Genomic DNA, 13728 nt, shown 5'->3' with positions numbered 1-13728 from the left:
CTTTTCAATTCGTTACTTTTTTATCTAAAAAGGAACTCTCATAACCTGTTTTGAGAGTAAAAACTATAGTTTAGTATCATTTTTAAGTTCAATAAATTCTTTTGGAGAAATTCCTGTGTTTTTTTTGAAAATACGATAAAAGCTAGCTTCGGAATTAAAACCACATTCAAGAGCTATACCAAGAATTGACATTTTTTTGTAGTTTGAATCATTTAGTTTAGACTTAACTTCATTTATACGATAGTCGTTTATGAAGTCTCTAAAATTCATTTTATAATGTTGATTAATGGCCAACGATATACTTTTTTGAGAAATACCTAATAACTTTGATAGTTCGTAAATGTTTAATTTAGGGTTTAAATAAATTTTATCTTTAAGCATTGCTTTTTGAAGATGATCTATCGTTTCTTCTAGTTTAATATTTGAGAGTGGTATAACTGATTTGTTTTGAGAAGTAATTTCATGCCTGCTGAACGTATAATTAGGCTGTAAGTATCCTTTTAATCCTAAATAATAAATTATAAAAGCTATAAAAAGAGTAAGTAGATTATAATGAATAATTGTTTTGTTTTTTAGATTGAAAAATATATCTAAAGTATGGTTTGTAAGTAAAAAAACACCAACTAAGATAGATAGTGAATAGATGTTTTGTAGCCACTTAAAATTTGGATATGTATTGTCTGATGTTGTATTACATAACCATTTTTTATAATCAGTAAGTTCTTTATAGCCATAAAATAGATAGAAAGGTAGAAAAGCCAATAGTAAATATTCTTCTAGTTGTTTTATATAGTTAAACTTGAAGTTTAGGGCAATTAAATCTTTTTCATAAAAATCGGGACTTAGTAAAGCATAAAAGTAAACAACAAAAGCATACGTTTGTGCCAAAGTGAAAGGGATAAAATGTATCCAATTTTTATTTTTAAAACGAAATTCTGGAGATATGAGAGATTTTATATAAAAATAAATTAAAGGAGATAATGCTAATTCTACTCCGTTAGGGAAAAATCGAAAAAAGGATGTATTCCATAAATTTAAAGTGTGTAGAAGAGGTTTAGTACTTAAAAAACAAAAAGATAATAAAGCAAAAGCTAAAAATTTATTACTGTTTTTATTTTTCTTAGTACTAAGTAATAATATGCTAGTAATGACTCCTTGAATAATTCCAATTAAAATAAGTAAATCAAATAAAGAGAATTGTGGTTGCAAATTGTTTTTATAATTTTTGTGTAGTTAGATAAAAAGAAAACTTTTTATTTTTTTAATAATTATTGAATTTTTCTAAATGTTAAACTCATTCGTCCATTATTAGTATCTGATTAATTATTACATCTTTTCTCAATCAAGTCTTTTTTAGTGGGATTATATTTATTGTTTTTGACATAATAATTTTCAGATAATCCAGTATTATTAAAAAGTGTTGTAAGAGCACAAAAATTATTTAACATGGAGTTATCTTCAATAACTAAATCTTTACGAATAGATTTTAGAAGTTCTAAACCATTTAAATTTTTCAGTTTATTGTTGTTGTATATTATTAATGTTCCATTTAGTGATTGTATTTTTGATAAAGCACTAATATCAACTAATGATGAGTTACCTCCACTTAAATTTTGTCCTTGACCAATAAATAAATCGTTATAAATAACTTTAAGGTTTGATAATCCATTAAGGTTTATAAGAGAGTTATTATTGTTTATTACAAGTTTTACGACATGTGTTAAATCGCTTAAAGGTGATAAGTCAGATATATCTGTTGGAGGAGGAAGTGTTTCAGTAAGGCTGAATAGGTCTCCAATAACTAATGTTCCTTCAATTTTTGAATATTTATTACTACCTAATAGTTCCAAATCTTTTTGGGTTCTTACAATAATTTTATTATCTGTTGTAAAATTCCAAATAGGCGAGCTTGCTAAAACTTCTCCTTTTACTCCAATTGTTTCTACTCTCCAATAATAAGTTTTATTAATTTTCAAATTGGTATATTTCTTTTCTGTTGTTGTTAAATCAAATACTGTTTTAGGATTTTCAGAAGTGTCGAAATACATTCTATAAGTAGCATTTTTTGGAGTGTTTTTTCCAGCTATAAAAAATATGCTTCCATTCATTACAGGGATTAGAGCTAGATTTGGATCGGGATTTGATGAATTAATTTGTTCGACAGGAAAAACTTCTAATTGCTCATTGTTGTTCTGACAAGAACAAAGAATAAGACAGATTATTACGATAAGATTGATTTTCTTCATTTGTTTTTTAATTATTGCCAATGTTACCTGTTGGCTTTTTATAATATTTTTGATTCAAATTCATTTTCTAGTAATACTGCATTCAAATGAATTTTATAGTCGTGCCATTGAGAACCACTATAATGTTCAGTATTATTAACTAACTTGATTAATTCTACTATTTTTTTAAATTCAATTTGAGTCGGTTTATCTGTTAACCTAATCAGTTCATTAATTTCTTTTGAAGTCTCATATTCTTGAATAAATAGAGATTTAGCTTTGGATTGTGTTTTAAAGTTTAGATACATCATTTCCATTCTTTCAAAGTGCTCTTTTGAGATTATTTTCATTATTCTGAAATTTCGATCAGATTTAATTCCAATTCTTTCATTACTTGGTTAATATCAAACTCAAAATCTTTTGGAATATTAACAGTTGTTATTCCCCCGAAATCAACTTGCCAAAATCCGCCACGTTTCATTAATTCATCTCCTAACATTCGATATTCAGATTCTTTATATTTTGAAGAAAGGAAGAACCGTTTGGTTATAAAATTTGATTCTTTTATTATTTTTATTATTTCGTGACTTCCATTTTCGTTTATCCGTGTTGTAAACTCTGTTCCTTTAGTCAGTTTGCAATTGAGAATACCATTTTCAGTCATTCTGAACTTATTTTCAGATAATTTCTCAACATAGAGCATTGTAGTTGCTCTTTTTCTTTTATCGTACAGTTTTATTTCAATTTTTTTCAACATAACTTTCAATTAAATCTAAATATCCGACTTTCAAGATATTCGATTTAATTGGATATTGTTCTTTCGATGCTAAAGAAAATAATCCAAAATAAAATTCAATTTCTAGAGAGTCTTTTTTAGTTATTCTACTATCATTGTTGATGATTAATTTTTCCTCGTCTAAAAATAATTTTTCTCCATATAGCAAGTCATTATTTTCATTGTCACTTATATTTCTGATGTGACTTATTTCCTTAATAATTTCTGTATAACTATAGTCTTTTTCTAATTTTTCGTAAGGATTAATTGAGCACAACCCTAAACCATTGCTACAACCAAAACTTAAACTGATTTTTTCCAAATCTTTTTTTGTATTCAAAACCCGTGACCCGATTCCCATAAAAACAATTTTATTGACATCTTTCAAAAATATTTCATTCGATCTGAAGAACAAAAAATAATCTGGTATTATAGAATTATTTTTGATTTTAAAATTAAAAAGTCTGTTTTCCTTTTTTTTAATTACAAATTCAGTTTTCTGGGGGGCAATCTTTTTTTTAAAAACAAAATATGAAGAGAATAGCCCTCTCAAAATGTACAAGTCGAAAAGGACAAACAGAGATAAAAAAACAACTATATAAACGATTGTTTTTTTTAATTTATTCTTTTTCATTCTCATAGTTTTAATTAGGGATAACGGTATAATATAAGAATATTTTCGGGTTTACGTGCGAGGATTTTCCGTAGGAAAATCAAACGTAGTAAACTTGCAATGATCTTTGATAAAAAATTAAACAAAAATTAGTTGTTTTTTACCACAGTTCTTTGTTGTGCATAGTTATTTTATGTTTATTTCGTTCAAATTCAGTTCAAATAGATTTCCAAACTTGTCATCTTCAAGTTTACTAATTTGAATATTATCCCATGTCAATTCTATCCGTATTTCTTTGTTTTTTCCGTTTTCGATGACTGTAATTACGATAGGAATATTTTCTCTTTTTGTCTTATATAATTTGAGTAATTTTTCCTTTTTTTCATAAAGATGAGAAGTCAGATGAGAACCTAATTCGATATAAATTCCGTTTTCGATTGGTTTAGTTTCGATAAATCCCTTTTCCGAATTTTCTTTTTCTAATCCGTGTAGAAATTCAATTGTCGGAAGTTTTATTTTTTCAATTTTTATTGATTCCAAATTTATTTTTCCGACATACTTTATTCTGTATATTCCGCAAGCTTGTCCAAAAGAATATTGGATTGTAAAACTTAAAATTAACAGTATAAATATTCTTTTCATTCGTTTTATCTAATTAAGCACAACGTTTAGCTATGAATAGTACGGGGCAGAAAATCCGGGGATTTTCGTATCGACACAAGCCATAAGTTTTTCGGTTTTGTTTTTATTTTTTTGTTACTAAATACTAAATTAAAAGATTTGGTGATAAAAGTAAAAGTACACAAAACTTAGGATTAAACACTAAAAACCGTATTATTTATAGGTTTTGTTGTAGGTTGTTTTTTGCTTCATCAAGGAATAACACTCTGATTGACTCAAAATAGTCGGTTTCGAAAGTAATAGAGCGTATTTTACCCAACTTAAATTCAAAATCATAGTTCAGTTCAACTTGCCCATTAGACTTTATCATATCAATTATTAAAAGGTCGTTATCTGTACGGTTTATTTTTCCATAAAATAATTCATCTTCTTTTTTGTCTTGAAATTCGAATTGTCCATATTTTTTTTCACTCCACTTTAATGTTTCTAAAACATCATTAAAGGTAAAGTTTTTTAGTTCTGGTATTTGTATGTTTTTTAGTCTCAAAACTTTTTCAATTTGCTTTTCGGGAGATTCAGAAACTCGCTTTTTCACAAACTTTTTTCTATACAACTTAAACCCATCTAAGGCGTAGTCATTGGGGATATGGTTTACAAGAATCCAATCTTCGTTTTCTGAAATGAAAAGACCTGTTTCCTTTTCTTTCCAACCTTTAATTTTATATGATTCTACTTTCATTTTATCTTTTGAGTTTAATTTCAAGGGGATATTCTTTTCCGCTTATCGAAGTGAACCCCATAATTAATATCCAATCCTCGGTTAAACTAAGATTAATCTTTACATCGTTATGCTCCATAAAGTAAAGAGCTATTTCATAATCATATAGATTCTTTTCATTAATTCTGATTTGTTTTTTCCTTCCCAAATCAATTTCATGAGCATTAAATTCAGGAGGATAAAGTCCATAGCCGAATTCAAATTCATCAGATTCACATAATTCTTCAAAAACTGGCTCACTAGACTTGATGGTCAAATCAATTATTTGATTATTCTCGATTTCAATTGTAGAGTTTTCTTTGTCAAATGAAAAGTCATAATTTCCAATTAAAAAAACCTCTCTTAATTCTTCTTCTTTCTTTTTGAATAAGTTTATCATTTTCAAATGTCTCGTCCAGAAATATGGCTACAGGTTAAAATTGAATTTACGCTGATAATTTATATACCATATTAGGAGTTTTAAAGTCTAAAGATAAATGTAATCTTACTTCATTGTATAAATTAATTGCATTTTTTGTAGCTTTCTTTGCATGTGTTACGTTATCAAAGGTTTGATCGAGATAAAACTCATCTTTTAGTATCCCGTTTACACGTTCTGCCATGGCATTTTCATAACAATGATTTTCTTGGGTCATACTAATATCTATCTTTTTTCTTTTTAATATTTGCGTGTATACATTACTGCAATATTGTATACCTCTGTCTGAATGATGAATAAGTTGTTTAATATTTTTAGCTTGATAAATAGCCTTATTAAGAGCTCTTACACATCCTTTTAATTCCAGGCTGTCACTAAGGTCATACCCCCACTATTTTCCTTGAATGCATATCAGTTATTAAGGCTAGGTAACAAAATCCTTTTAGGGTTCTAATGTATGTTATATCAGAGACCCAAACTTGGTTAGCTTTAGTAATTTTTAAGTCTTTTATGATGTTATTATATTTATAAAAACGATGATATGAGTTTGTAGTTCTAGCACTTGTTTTCTTTCTAAGTGTTAGCATCTGATGTTTTCTAAGGATATTAAATAAAGTGTCTCTACCAACTTTAATATTACCTTTATTAAAATCTACATCTAATGATTTTACAAGTTTGCGTACGCCTTCTCTAGGAAGAGATTTGCGTCTTTTTCTAACTATTTTTATAATCTGTTTCTCGAGTTCTAAACGTTTATCAGCTCTAGATTTGTATTTGTAATACGCATCACGTTTAAGCCCAAAACAATGTGTTATAGTAGTTAAGGAAGCAAACCTCTTAGCTTTTTTTTTAGCTCATTAACTGATTTGTAACCAAGGTCTTCAGCTGCTACTTCAAGGTAAGAATCCATTACCATAGCATCGAGATCCTTTTTAAGTAGTAGTTTTTTAAGCTGTTCAATCTCTTTTTGAAGTGCTTTGATTCTAGATATTTCGTCTTTAGTTTCCACTTTTATTCTGGTGTTCATTAAGTTTTTACGATTGTATTTTTTAATCCATTCGTTTACAGTTGTAGGTGCAATGGAGTAGAGTTTACAAAGTTCGCTCTTTGTGTGTTTTCCGATTGTAAGTTCGGCTAATATTTTTAATTTAAATGGTTCACTGTAACGTCTAATGACTTTGTCATTTCTATACATAATGTTTAAAATTATGTAGCCTTATTTCAGGACGGGTCAAAATTACACACAACGTTGAGTATAAAACACGTAGGGCAGAGGATAAGCACTACACTTCGGGTTTAACACTTAGCTAAATATAAATATTTTGTTTTTATTTTTCATTTAAATGCCAAATTTTATATTTGGCGGATTTTGTAAATAAACATAGACCTTTTGGTTAAACACAAACGTCCTATGTTTTTTATACATTGTTATGGCACGTGTGTGTAGTATTCTATTTTTTCAATGCTTTCAATCTTTTCATTTGTTATATATATCTTTTTAATGGGATTTCCTTTTTGATTATATTCTATTTTAATGTTATCGACTTTAAATCTGAATCTTTCGATACCCCAAGTAGATATAAAATTATCTTTCATAACTTTTATATCAGTTATTTTCCCGTGTAGATTTCTTGAGTAGACTACATTTCTTTGTATTTGCCCTTTATTATCAAATTGAGTGATTTTTGTTGGGTTTTCTATTGTTCCAAATATCTTTTCGTAACTAATTAGTTTTCCATCTTTTATATAGTTAACTAATGTGTGTTCTTTTTTGTATTCATATTTTTTATATGAATAATTTACTTTTTCTTTTAAAGTAATTGAGTCAATTTGACTAGAGTTAATATTAGAGTGGAATAAATAACCTTTATAGTCGTCAATAAAAGTTTCCTTTATTAGTCTGCTTAGGGAATCATACTCTAGTAAAGTTGTGTTATTTAATTTTAAATTTCCTTCCGTAGAATCGTAATATTCAGTTTTTTTCAACAATTTATTTTCAAAAATATAATCTATTTTTTCGAAAGAATTTTCTCTAATTTCTCCAATTAAATCTTCAGATTCTGGAGAATATCCATATATTTTAGAGTTTACTTTGGTACTTGTAATTTTATTATTAGTCCAAGTGAATTTGGTTCTTGTGTTTATTTCATAATCATCATAATCAAGTTTTATAATATTCTGTCCTGATTTATTATAGATATAAACTGTTCTGTTTTCGGATAATTTTTTTTGATTTTCGTCTAATTCATATACAACAACTGAGTCACATTTAATATTAGACAAGCTATAAGTTTTAGGATTAGTTTGACCCCACATTAAAATGGGAAGAATCAGAATAAGTATAAGTTTGATTTTTTTCATTTTTAATGTGCCATAACGGTCTAGTATAAGAATAGTGCGGTTTTGTGTGCGAGGAATTTCCGCAGGAAATTCAGACGTAACAAAAGTGCACTAACTCTCGATTAAGCACTTAATTTAGCATTATTTTTATACATTGTTAGCTTTTAGTTGTGACACATTTGAGTGAGCACGTTTTATTATTATTCCGTTTTTCAATTCCACAAACTTACTCAAATTCCGCTTGAGTGATAATTCCATTTTATTCAGTCAATTTATTATAATATGGCATTATTAATTCCTCTAATTTTTTCCGTTGCGATTTTGTCAAAGAATGTCCTTTCGGTGGATACGTTTTGGTTGGTCTAATAGCCAATTCAATTAGCAATTCTTTTATTATTTCGTTTCGGTCAATTCCGCGTGATAATATTTTGAACGTTGTATTATTCTGAATAACTGGTCTGTCCCAATTCGAATTCTCAAAGAGTTGAGAGGAAATTGAAAAAATGTGAGCAACTCCAATCCAATCATCAGGAATAATTTCGATAATCGCTTTCACATCTTTTTTCGAGATGGAATGATTTGGTTCGCTATTTATTTTTTCGGTTACAATTTTCATTTTTCGGAACAATTAAAGCTAACGTGTTTGTGTATGATTTCGTTGCGTGTTACAGCAACTAATTTAGCAAATACAAACCGAATAGAAAATCCGCGAGGATTTTCGTAAGTAGGCGAGTACTAGCAATGAATTATACACGGTGTTAGGGTACGTTTTTTATTCTCTATATTTTATTTTTCTCGTCTTAACCATCTTTGTTTTTTTCTTTTTCAACTTTCCGCTTTCAGTTTGAATATGGCTATATCTTTTTTTTGAAATCCAATTTCCTTTTTTGTCATACTTATATTCAATTGTGTAACAAACATTATCATTGTCGTTCCAATTTCTTTTGTAAAATATTAAATCTCCTTGTTCATTATATTTATTCGAAGTCTTTTGTTTTTTCTCTCCAGAATGACTTATAGCTCTATTGTTAGAATTAACCAGCTCGTTTTTATTGTTATATTGATTAATGACGACGACGTTATTTTCTAAATCGTAATTTGCAGTTTCATAACCAATTAAACTACCATTTCCATTAAAGTTCTCAAGTCTAATTAAGTTTTTTTCTTTGTCCAAGAAGTATTGAGCGATATTCGAAATTTGTTTTTGGGAATTATAATCTATCTGAACAAAATTGCCAATTGAATCATATTTATATTCAGTGTGTTTTGTTTGATATCCAATTATGTTTATCCATCTTTTGTTATCAAGTCTCACTCGTCTTTCCAAACTGTCATACTTATACATATTTAGCCAAATCAATTTATTTTTATCATCGAACCTTTTTAGACTTGTCAATTGCATTGACTTATTGAAATCCTTATGCTCAATTTCTGTTTTAATTCCGTCTGAATTATAAAAACTCGTTTTTTCAATAATTTGAGCAAAATTTGCATTCTTTTCGTATTTGGTAGCATTGCTGTTATAACTTGCTATTGACTGTGAAAAGGTCAGTTGCGATAGAAGGAAAGTAGCTATTAAAATTGTTAATCTCATTGATGTTTACTTGGTTTCTGTAAATGTACCCTAACGTATTTGTGTATGGTTAGTTGCGCAATTTTAACGTAAAAGTAATTAAAATAGATGAAATTAATTGTCTGCGAGATTTTTCCGAAGGAACAAATCCGAAAGCAATTAATTATACACGGTGTTACCACACGTTTTTTTATTCAGTTAATATTTCGTTTAATATAAAATTCAAGTTTTCTATTCCAACTTTACTTAATCCACCATATTTCATATTCGGTGAAAATGGTTCCGATTTTGTCATTTCACAACCTTCCAAACACAACCAAACCTTTCCTATTTCCTCATTTTTTTTGTTATAAAATCTCAAAATATACTCCGATTCAGATAAACTCCAAGTAGTCTCTGACCATTTGAAATTACTCGGATTATTGAAAAATGTAATCAAATCAGCCTTATTCAATTCCGACACAGTTTTGGAAGTCAAACGACTCGTTAGAAAGTTATTATTAAACAACTTTATTTTCGCAACTTGTTCTCTTGGGAATTTGTATTTTCCAAATCCGAAATTCTTTTCAAACGCTTTTACTTGTTGCTCAGACGTTTTGTGCATATAAAATTCATTCAGTTCGTCAGTTGCAATGTGTTTTGAATAAAATTGTCCTCTGTCAGCAATATCCCAAATAATTAGAAATACGATTATGGCTAAAATTCCAATTACTGATAATATTTTTTTAAGGATTTTCAATTCGTGACGGTTCTTCTTAAATGTTTGGTAACGTGTTTGTGTATGGTTAGTTGCGTGTTTTATGCAAGAAATTTAGCAAATAAAAACAGAATAGAAAGTCCGCGAGGACTTTCGTAAATTGGATAAAACCAAGCAATTAATTATACATATTGTTGGGCAATCGTGCTTTTTTTATTCAGCTCTCTATTCCTGCAATTTGTAAGTGTCTAACCGATATGTCAATATATTTTGGATTGGAAAATATACTTTGTTTTCTGTCACTCCAATCATTTAATTTGCTAGAAATAATCTTTTTGTCAAATGTTTTTTCGGTTGAAGCAATGAAGTCAATTGAAGATAATAATTCAAGTGCAAAATCTGAATAAAATCCATTTAGGAAGTCAGTTGTGTTCTTTGCAATTATTGCTAATTCCGGTTTGTTTTCAATATGGTTTTTTACATCATTAAAACCATCTGCAACTATAGTTAGTGGCTCAAAAGGTTTTTTGTCCATATCACTATATCCCATTACATAACTACCGTTAAGTGCATTCAAAACAAACCTTACTTTGCCAGAATATGGTCCATAAAAATTAGGTGCAAATTGTAGTTTGAAATATTTTTTCGCACCAAATCTTTGTAAAAAGTAACTAACTTTTTCACTAGAAAATTCAGAAACAAATTCTCCGTTTTTAACTAAGTCATATAAAACATATAGCAATAAAGCTCTGGCATCTGTTAATTTAACTCTTTCTTTTTTGAGTTTTTCTACAATTTGAGATGATGGTTCAAAGACAAATATTTCAATGTCAAGATTACTTAGTTTTTCTTCAATTATTTTTTTTACTTTTTCCCATTTTAGTCCGCCATTTCCTGCTCCAAGTGGTGGAATAGCTATGCTTTTAATTTGATTTAATTTTATAATATTTATTAAATCGTCTAATCCATCTTCTATATAAATGTACTCAGATGGTTTTCTCCAATGCTGTTTGGTTGGGAAATTAATAATAAGTTTTTCTCCTGAACTAATATTACTATCAGTTGTCACAAACATTTTACCAACTACAACTTCCTTGTTCTTACAAGCTGTTGAATATGATTTATAATTATTAGGATATGCTTTTTTAAATTGTAATGCAATTCCTTTACCCATAATACCAACAGTATTAACTGTATTTACAATGGCCTGAGCTTCACTATCTAATATGTTTCCCGTAACGTAATTAATCATGATTTTTTTAATATTTATAATAAGCTCTAGGTACTACCTTAATTTTTTCTTCTTCAATTCCCATATTGACTAATTTTTGTTTAGTCTCTTCATTATAACAACAAAAGCCAACTATAAATTGTGCAGGTAAGTCTCCAGACACTAACAATTCAGCTTGTTTTTTGCGTTTAATGTTAAGATTTTCTTGACCTCCCCAAAATGGCGCTCTTATAGAATCCCAATCTATAATATTAGGTAATTCGTTTACTTTACTATTATCGTAAAAAGAGCTTAAGTTATCTGTTGCGTGTCCATCACTAAAATAATAAATTTTTTCTGATTGAATTAAATTGTTGATAGGACAAGCTAAATATATAATATTTTCTGCTGGTGTTGCTTTTTCTACAAAGTTTCCTCCATTTTGGATTACATATAACATTGGCATTTTAACACCAAAATAGAAAGGGATGAAATCTCCTAAAACAATTGTTTCTGCATTAAAGTTAAGCATATCACCATTGTCAATACTTACGTTTTTAGTACTTCTTGTGTCAATCAAACTGACATCACCAATAGGAACAAAATTTGGGTTGGAATTTGGTGAATCTTTATGAGTAATTCCGTTTAGCATAATATTAGGAATATTATCTATATGTGTCATTCGATAGATGTATATATTCTCTAATTCCATTAATCTTTATCAGTTGTTTTAGTCAATCCTCAAATTTATGCTTTTATTTTCAATAATTAACGACTAAACTATTTTTCATACGAATCTCGGTATGTTGTCCAACGTATTTGTGTATGGTTAGTTGCGCAATTTTAGCGTAAAAATAATTAAAATACTTGAAATTAATTGTCTGCGAGATTTTTCCGAAGGAATAAATCCTTAAGCAATTAATTATACATTTTGTTAGCAACAGTTTTTATCTAATTCTCTCCTATTAATTTTTTTGCATTTTCATAGTCTGGCCATTCATCTGCCGTTATAGAAATCGAAATTTGTTCAATCCAATAATTTTGATCCGTAATGTTGTCATTAGATATTGATTCCGTAATACTCTTTCTTGTTGATAATTTCGCAAACGTAAAAGCCAAAACTTCTTTTGTTAGTTTCAGAGACTTTAAATATTCTGGTAGAATATCTAATGAACAAAACAACGAGTAATATAAATTATGTAAATTTTCAAAAGTCAAAGAGTAAGGCAATTCACTATTCAGGTATTCATATAGTTTTTCAGCTCTATTAACTTCAGATTCCGATAAGGATTTAATGTCAAGCTCATATATGTTTTTTTCAATTATTCTCTTTTCGGTAACTCGTTCTCCTTTCCAAAAAAATCGCTTTCCAATTTTTCTCAAATGTTTAGCACATTCAGGTATAGTCGTTAATAGTCCTTTTCTTTTATGGTTCATTCCTCAAATTGTTGCTAACGGATTTGTGTATGGAACGTAGCGTGTAAAAAGACACTAACTTTTCGGATAAACACAGAGCCGAATTTTTATATTTTGTTTTTAACTTTTTCTTTTTTAAAAAGCCAAATTAAAAATTTGGCGGACTTTGTAAACATACACAAACCTCTCGAAAAGCCTTTAATAGCTATGTTTTATACACCGTGTTAGCAACAGTTTTTATTCGTAATATTCGTATTTATAATCTTCTTCTCGTCTTAAAATTCCATTTTTGTCTTTAGAAACTACTTTCGTTAATAGTCCTTTTGAATATTCGTAAACAGTACTAAATATTAAATTGTCACTATTATCTGTTTTCGTAGTTTTTATAATTTGTCCGATATCATTTCTGTCATATCTGAATATAATTGAATCCATATTTTGATAGACAAATTCTCCATTTTTGTATTTATATTTTAATTTTTTATCTGCGGAATAACCAAAAACAAAATCTCCTTTTTTCTTGTAATAACTTTTAAGTTCATTTTCTGCTGTTTTGACCTTAAATATTCGATTTTTTCGATAAATATAAATTAGACATTCTTCAAGAAGAAATTCGATTGTATTTGTTCTTTTATAATAATCACAACTCTTAATTAGTTTGTTGTCCGAATCGTATTCATATTCAGTTAAATCTTGGTCTTTATCGTCTAACCAAGTCCATTCTGTTCTTATGGTTTGGTGATTGTCATTGTACTTATATTTCACGTCCCAACCGTCAGTAGAATCTGAATTATAAAACTCACGTTCTCTAATTATATCTCCATTTATAGCAAAATCTTGGATTAGCTCGATATATTCTTCATTTAACTTTCCATTATCAAATTCCTTCGTTGATACTGTTAAGGATTTTACTTTTAGTTTGCTATATAATTCGTGGAAAGAATTATCTAAATCATAAAAATCTTTCTCTTGTCCAAATGAAAAAAGTGGAATAAAAATCAGTAATATAGATTTAAGCGATGAGTTCATTTAAATTGTTGCTAACGGTTTAGGCTATGATTT

At 28.2% G+C, this 13728-nt stretch carries 17 protein-coding genes and 1 pseudogene; all 18 read right to left on the bottom strand.

Annotated features, from left to right (window positions below; translation table 11 throughout):
* Positions 1-63: 63 nt before the first annotated feature.
* Entirely contained in the window at positions 64-1209 is a 1146-nt protein-coding gene (locus tag DS884_RS10845; RefSeq protein WP_113786757.1) for a helix-turn-helix domain-containing protein, read from the bottom strand.
* 110 nt (positions 1210-1319) lie between these two features.
* A complete protein-coding gene (locus tag DS884_RS10840; RefSeq protein WP_147239395.1) occupies positions 1320-2246 on the bottom strand; it encodes a hypothetical protein in 927 nt (308 codons plus the stop codon).
* Positions 2247-2284: 38 nt separating this feature from the next.
* Positions 2285-2575 carry a hypothetical protein gene (locus DS884_RS10835; RefSeq protein ID WP_147239394.1) on the bottom strand — a complete coding sequence of 97 codons (291 nt, stop codon included), beginning with the start codon at positions 2573-2575 and terminating at the stop codon, positions 2285-2287.
* Entirely contained in the window at positions 2575-2928 is a 354-nt protein-coding gene (locus tag DS884_RS10830) for a hypothetical protein (RefSeq protein WP_233487150.1), read from the bottom strand. The genes DS884_RS10835 and DS884_RS10830 overlap by 1 nt, the downstream gene beginning before the upstream one ends.
* A 37-nt stretch (positions 2929-2965) precedes the next feature.
* The gene (locus DS884_RS10825; RefSeq protein ID WP_113786754.1) at positions 2966-3634 is read right to left on the bottom strand and encodes a hypothetical protein; all 669 of its coding nucleotides are present in this window, start codon (positions 3632-3634) and stop codon (positions 2966-2968) included.
* Between the two features lie 165 nt (positions 3635-3799).
* Positions 3800-4255, bottom strand: coding sequence for a hypothetical protein (locus DS884_RS10820; protein ID WP_113786753.1), 456 nt, complete (start codon positions 4253-4255; stop codon positions 3800-3802).
* A 196-nt stretch (positions 4256-4451) separates the two neighbouring features.
* The gene (locus DS884_RS10815; RefSeq protein ID WP_147239393.1) at positions 4452-4973 is read right to left on the bottom strand and encodes a hypothetical protein; all 522 of its coding nucleotides are present in this window, start codon (positions 4971-4973) and stop codon (positions 4452-4454) included.
* A gap of 1 nt (position 4974) precedes the next feature.
* On the bottom strand, positions 4975-5391 hold the full coding sequence (locus DS884_RS10810; RefSeq protein WP_113786751.1) for a hypothetical protein: 417 nt from the start codon (positions 5389-5391) through the stop codon (positions 4975-4977).
* A 46-nt stretch (positions 5392-5437) separates the two neighbouring features.
* Positions 5438-5806 (bottom strand): annotated as a pseudogene (locus tag DS884_RS18800) (transposase); the annotation flags it as partial.
* Between the two features lie 444 nt (positions 5807-6250).
* The gene (locus DS884_RS10795) at positions 6251-6625 is read right to left on the bottom strand and encodes a transposase (protein WP_113786748.1); all 375 of its coding nucleotides are present in this window, start codon (positions 6623-6625) and stop codon (positions 6251-6253) included.
* 233 nt (positions 6626-6858) lie between these two features.
* Positions 6859-7791, bottom strand: coding sequence for a hypothetical protein (locus DS884_RS10790; protein WP_147239392.1), 933 nt, complete (start codon positions 7789-7791; stop codon positions 6859-6861).
* A gap of 238 nt (positions 7792-8029) precedes the next feature.
* Positions 8030-8386 (bottom strand): hypothetical protein, encoded by a 357-nt coding sequence (locus tag DS884_RS10785; RefSeq protein ID WP_113786746.1) that lies wholly within the window; start codon positions 8384-8386, stop codon positions 8030-8032.
* Between the two features lie 156 nt (positions 8387-8542).
* The gene (locus DS884_RS10780; protein WP_113786745.1) at positions 8543-9364 is read right to left on the bottom strand and encodes a hypothetical protein; all 822 of its coding nucleotides are present in this window, start codon (positions 9362-9364) and stop codon (positions 8543-8545) included.
* A 169-nt stretch (positions 9365-9533) separates the two neighbouring features.
* Positions 9534-10082: a hypothetical protein gene (locus DS884_RS10775; protein ID WP_113786744.1), complete on the bottom strand. Its 549-nt coding sequence runs from the start codon at positions 10080-10082 to the stop codon at positions 9534-9536.
* A gap of 175 nt (positions 10083-10257) precedes the next feature.
* On the bottom strand, positions 10258-11292 hold the full coding sequence (locus DS884_RS10770; protein WP_113786743.1) for a macro domain-containing protein: 1035 nt from the start codon (positions 11290-11292) through the stop codon (positions 10258-10260).
* Between the two features lie 7 nt (positions 11293-11299).
* Entirely contained in the window at positions 11300-11962 is a 663-nt protein-coding gene (locus DS884_RS10765; RefSeq protein WP_113786742.1) for a DUF4433 domain-containing protein, read from the bottom strand.
* Positions 11963-12201: 239 nt separating this feature from the next.
* A complete protein-coding gene (locus DS884_RS10760; protein WP_113786741.1) occupies positions 12202-12687 on the bottom strand; it encodes a hypothetical protein in 486 nt (161 codons plus the stop codon).
* Between the two features lie 216 nt (positions 12688-12903).
* Positions 12904-13695 (bottom strand): hypothetical protein, encoded by a 792-nt coding sequence (locus tag DS884_RS10755; protein ID WP_113786740.1) that lies wholly within the window; start codon positions 13693-13695, stop codon positions 12904-12906.
* Positions 13696-13728: the final 33 nt, after the last annotated feature.

Origin of the sequence: Tenacibaculum sp. E3R01, assembly GCF_003318185.1 — a bacterium.
GTDB lineage: Bacteria > Bacteroidota > Bacteroidia > Flavobacteriales > Flavobacteriaceae > Polaribacter > Polaribacter halocynthiae.
This window is presented reverse-complemented; position numbering and strand designations above follow the sequence as displayed.

Excerpts from the sequence above, each read along its gene's own strand:
- DS884_RS10770 (WP_113786743.1), bottom strand. The coding sequence starts at position 11,292 with ATGATTAATTACGTTACGGGAAACATATTAGATAGTGAAGCTCAGGCC.
- DS884_RS10815 (WP_147239393.1), bottom strand. The coding sequence starts at position 4,973 with ATGAAAGTAGAATCATATAAAATTAAAGGTTGGAAAGAAAAGGAAACA.
- DS884_RS10795 (WP_113786748.1), bottom strand. The coding sequence starts at position 6,625 with ATGTATAGAAATGACAAAGTCATTAGACGTTACAGTGAACCATTTAAA.
- DS884_RS10755 (WP_113786740.1), bottom strand. The coding sequence starts at position 13,695 with ATGAACTCATCGCTTAAATCTATATTACTGATTTTTATTCCACTTTTT.
- DS884_RS10820 (WP_113786753.1), bottom strand. The coding sequence starts at position 4,255 with ATGAAAAGAATATTTATACTGTTAATTTTAAGTTTTACAATCCAATAT.
- DS884_RS10790 (WP_147239392.1), bottom strand. The coding sequence starts at position 7,791 with ATGAAAAAAATCAAACTTATACTTATTCTGATTCTTCCCATTTTAATG.
- DS884_RS10825 (WP_113786754.1), bottom strand. The coding sequence starts at position 3,634 with ATGAAAAAGAATAAATTAAAAAAAACAATCGTTTATATAGTTGTTTTT.
- DS884_RS10780 (WP_113786745.1), bottom strand. The coding sequence starts at position 9,364 with ATGAGATTAACAATTTTAATAGCTACTTTCCTTCTATCGCAACTGACC.
- DS884_RS10810 (WP_113786751.1), bottom strand. The coding sequence starts at position 5,391 with ATGATAAACTTATTCAAAAAGAAAGAAGAAGAATTAAGAGAGGTTTTT.
- DS884_RS10830 (WP_233487150.1), bottom strand. The coding sequence starts at position 2,928 with ATGCTCTATGTTGAGAAATTATCTGAAAATAAGTTCAGAATGACTGAA.
- DS884_RS10835 (WP_147239394.1), bottom strand. The coding sequence starts at position 2,575 with ATGAAAATAATCTCAAAAGAGCACTTTGAAAGAATGGAAATGATGTAT.
- DS884_RS10785 (WP_113786746.1), bottom strand. The coding sequence starts at position 8,386 with ATGAAAATTGTAACCGAAAAAATAAATAGCGAACCAAATCATTCCATC.
- DS884_RS10760 (WP_113786741.1), bottom strand. The coding sequence starts at position 12,687 with ATGAACCATAAAAGAAAAGGACTATTAACGACTATACCTGAATGTGCT.
- DS884_RS10840 (WP_147239395.1), bottom strand. The coding sequence starts at position 2,246 with ATGAAGAAAATCAATCTTATCGTAATAATCTGTCTTATTCTTTGTTCT.
- DS884_RS10765 (WP_113786742.1), bottom strand. The coding sequence starts at position 11,962 with ATGGAATTAGAGAATATATACATCTATCGAATGACACATATAGATAAT.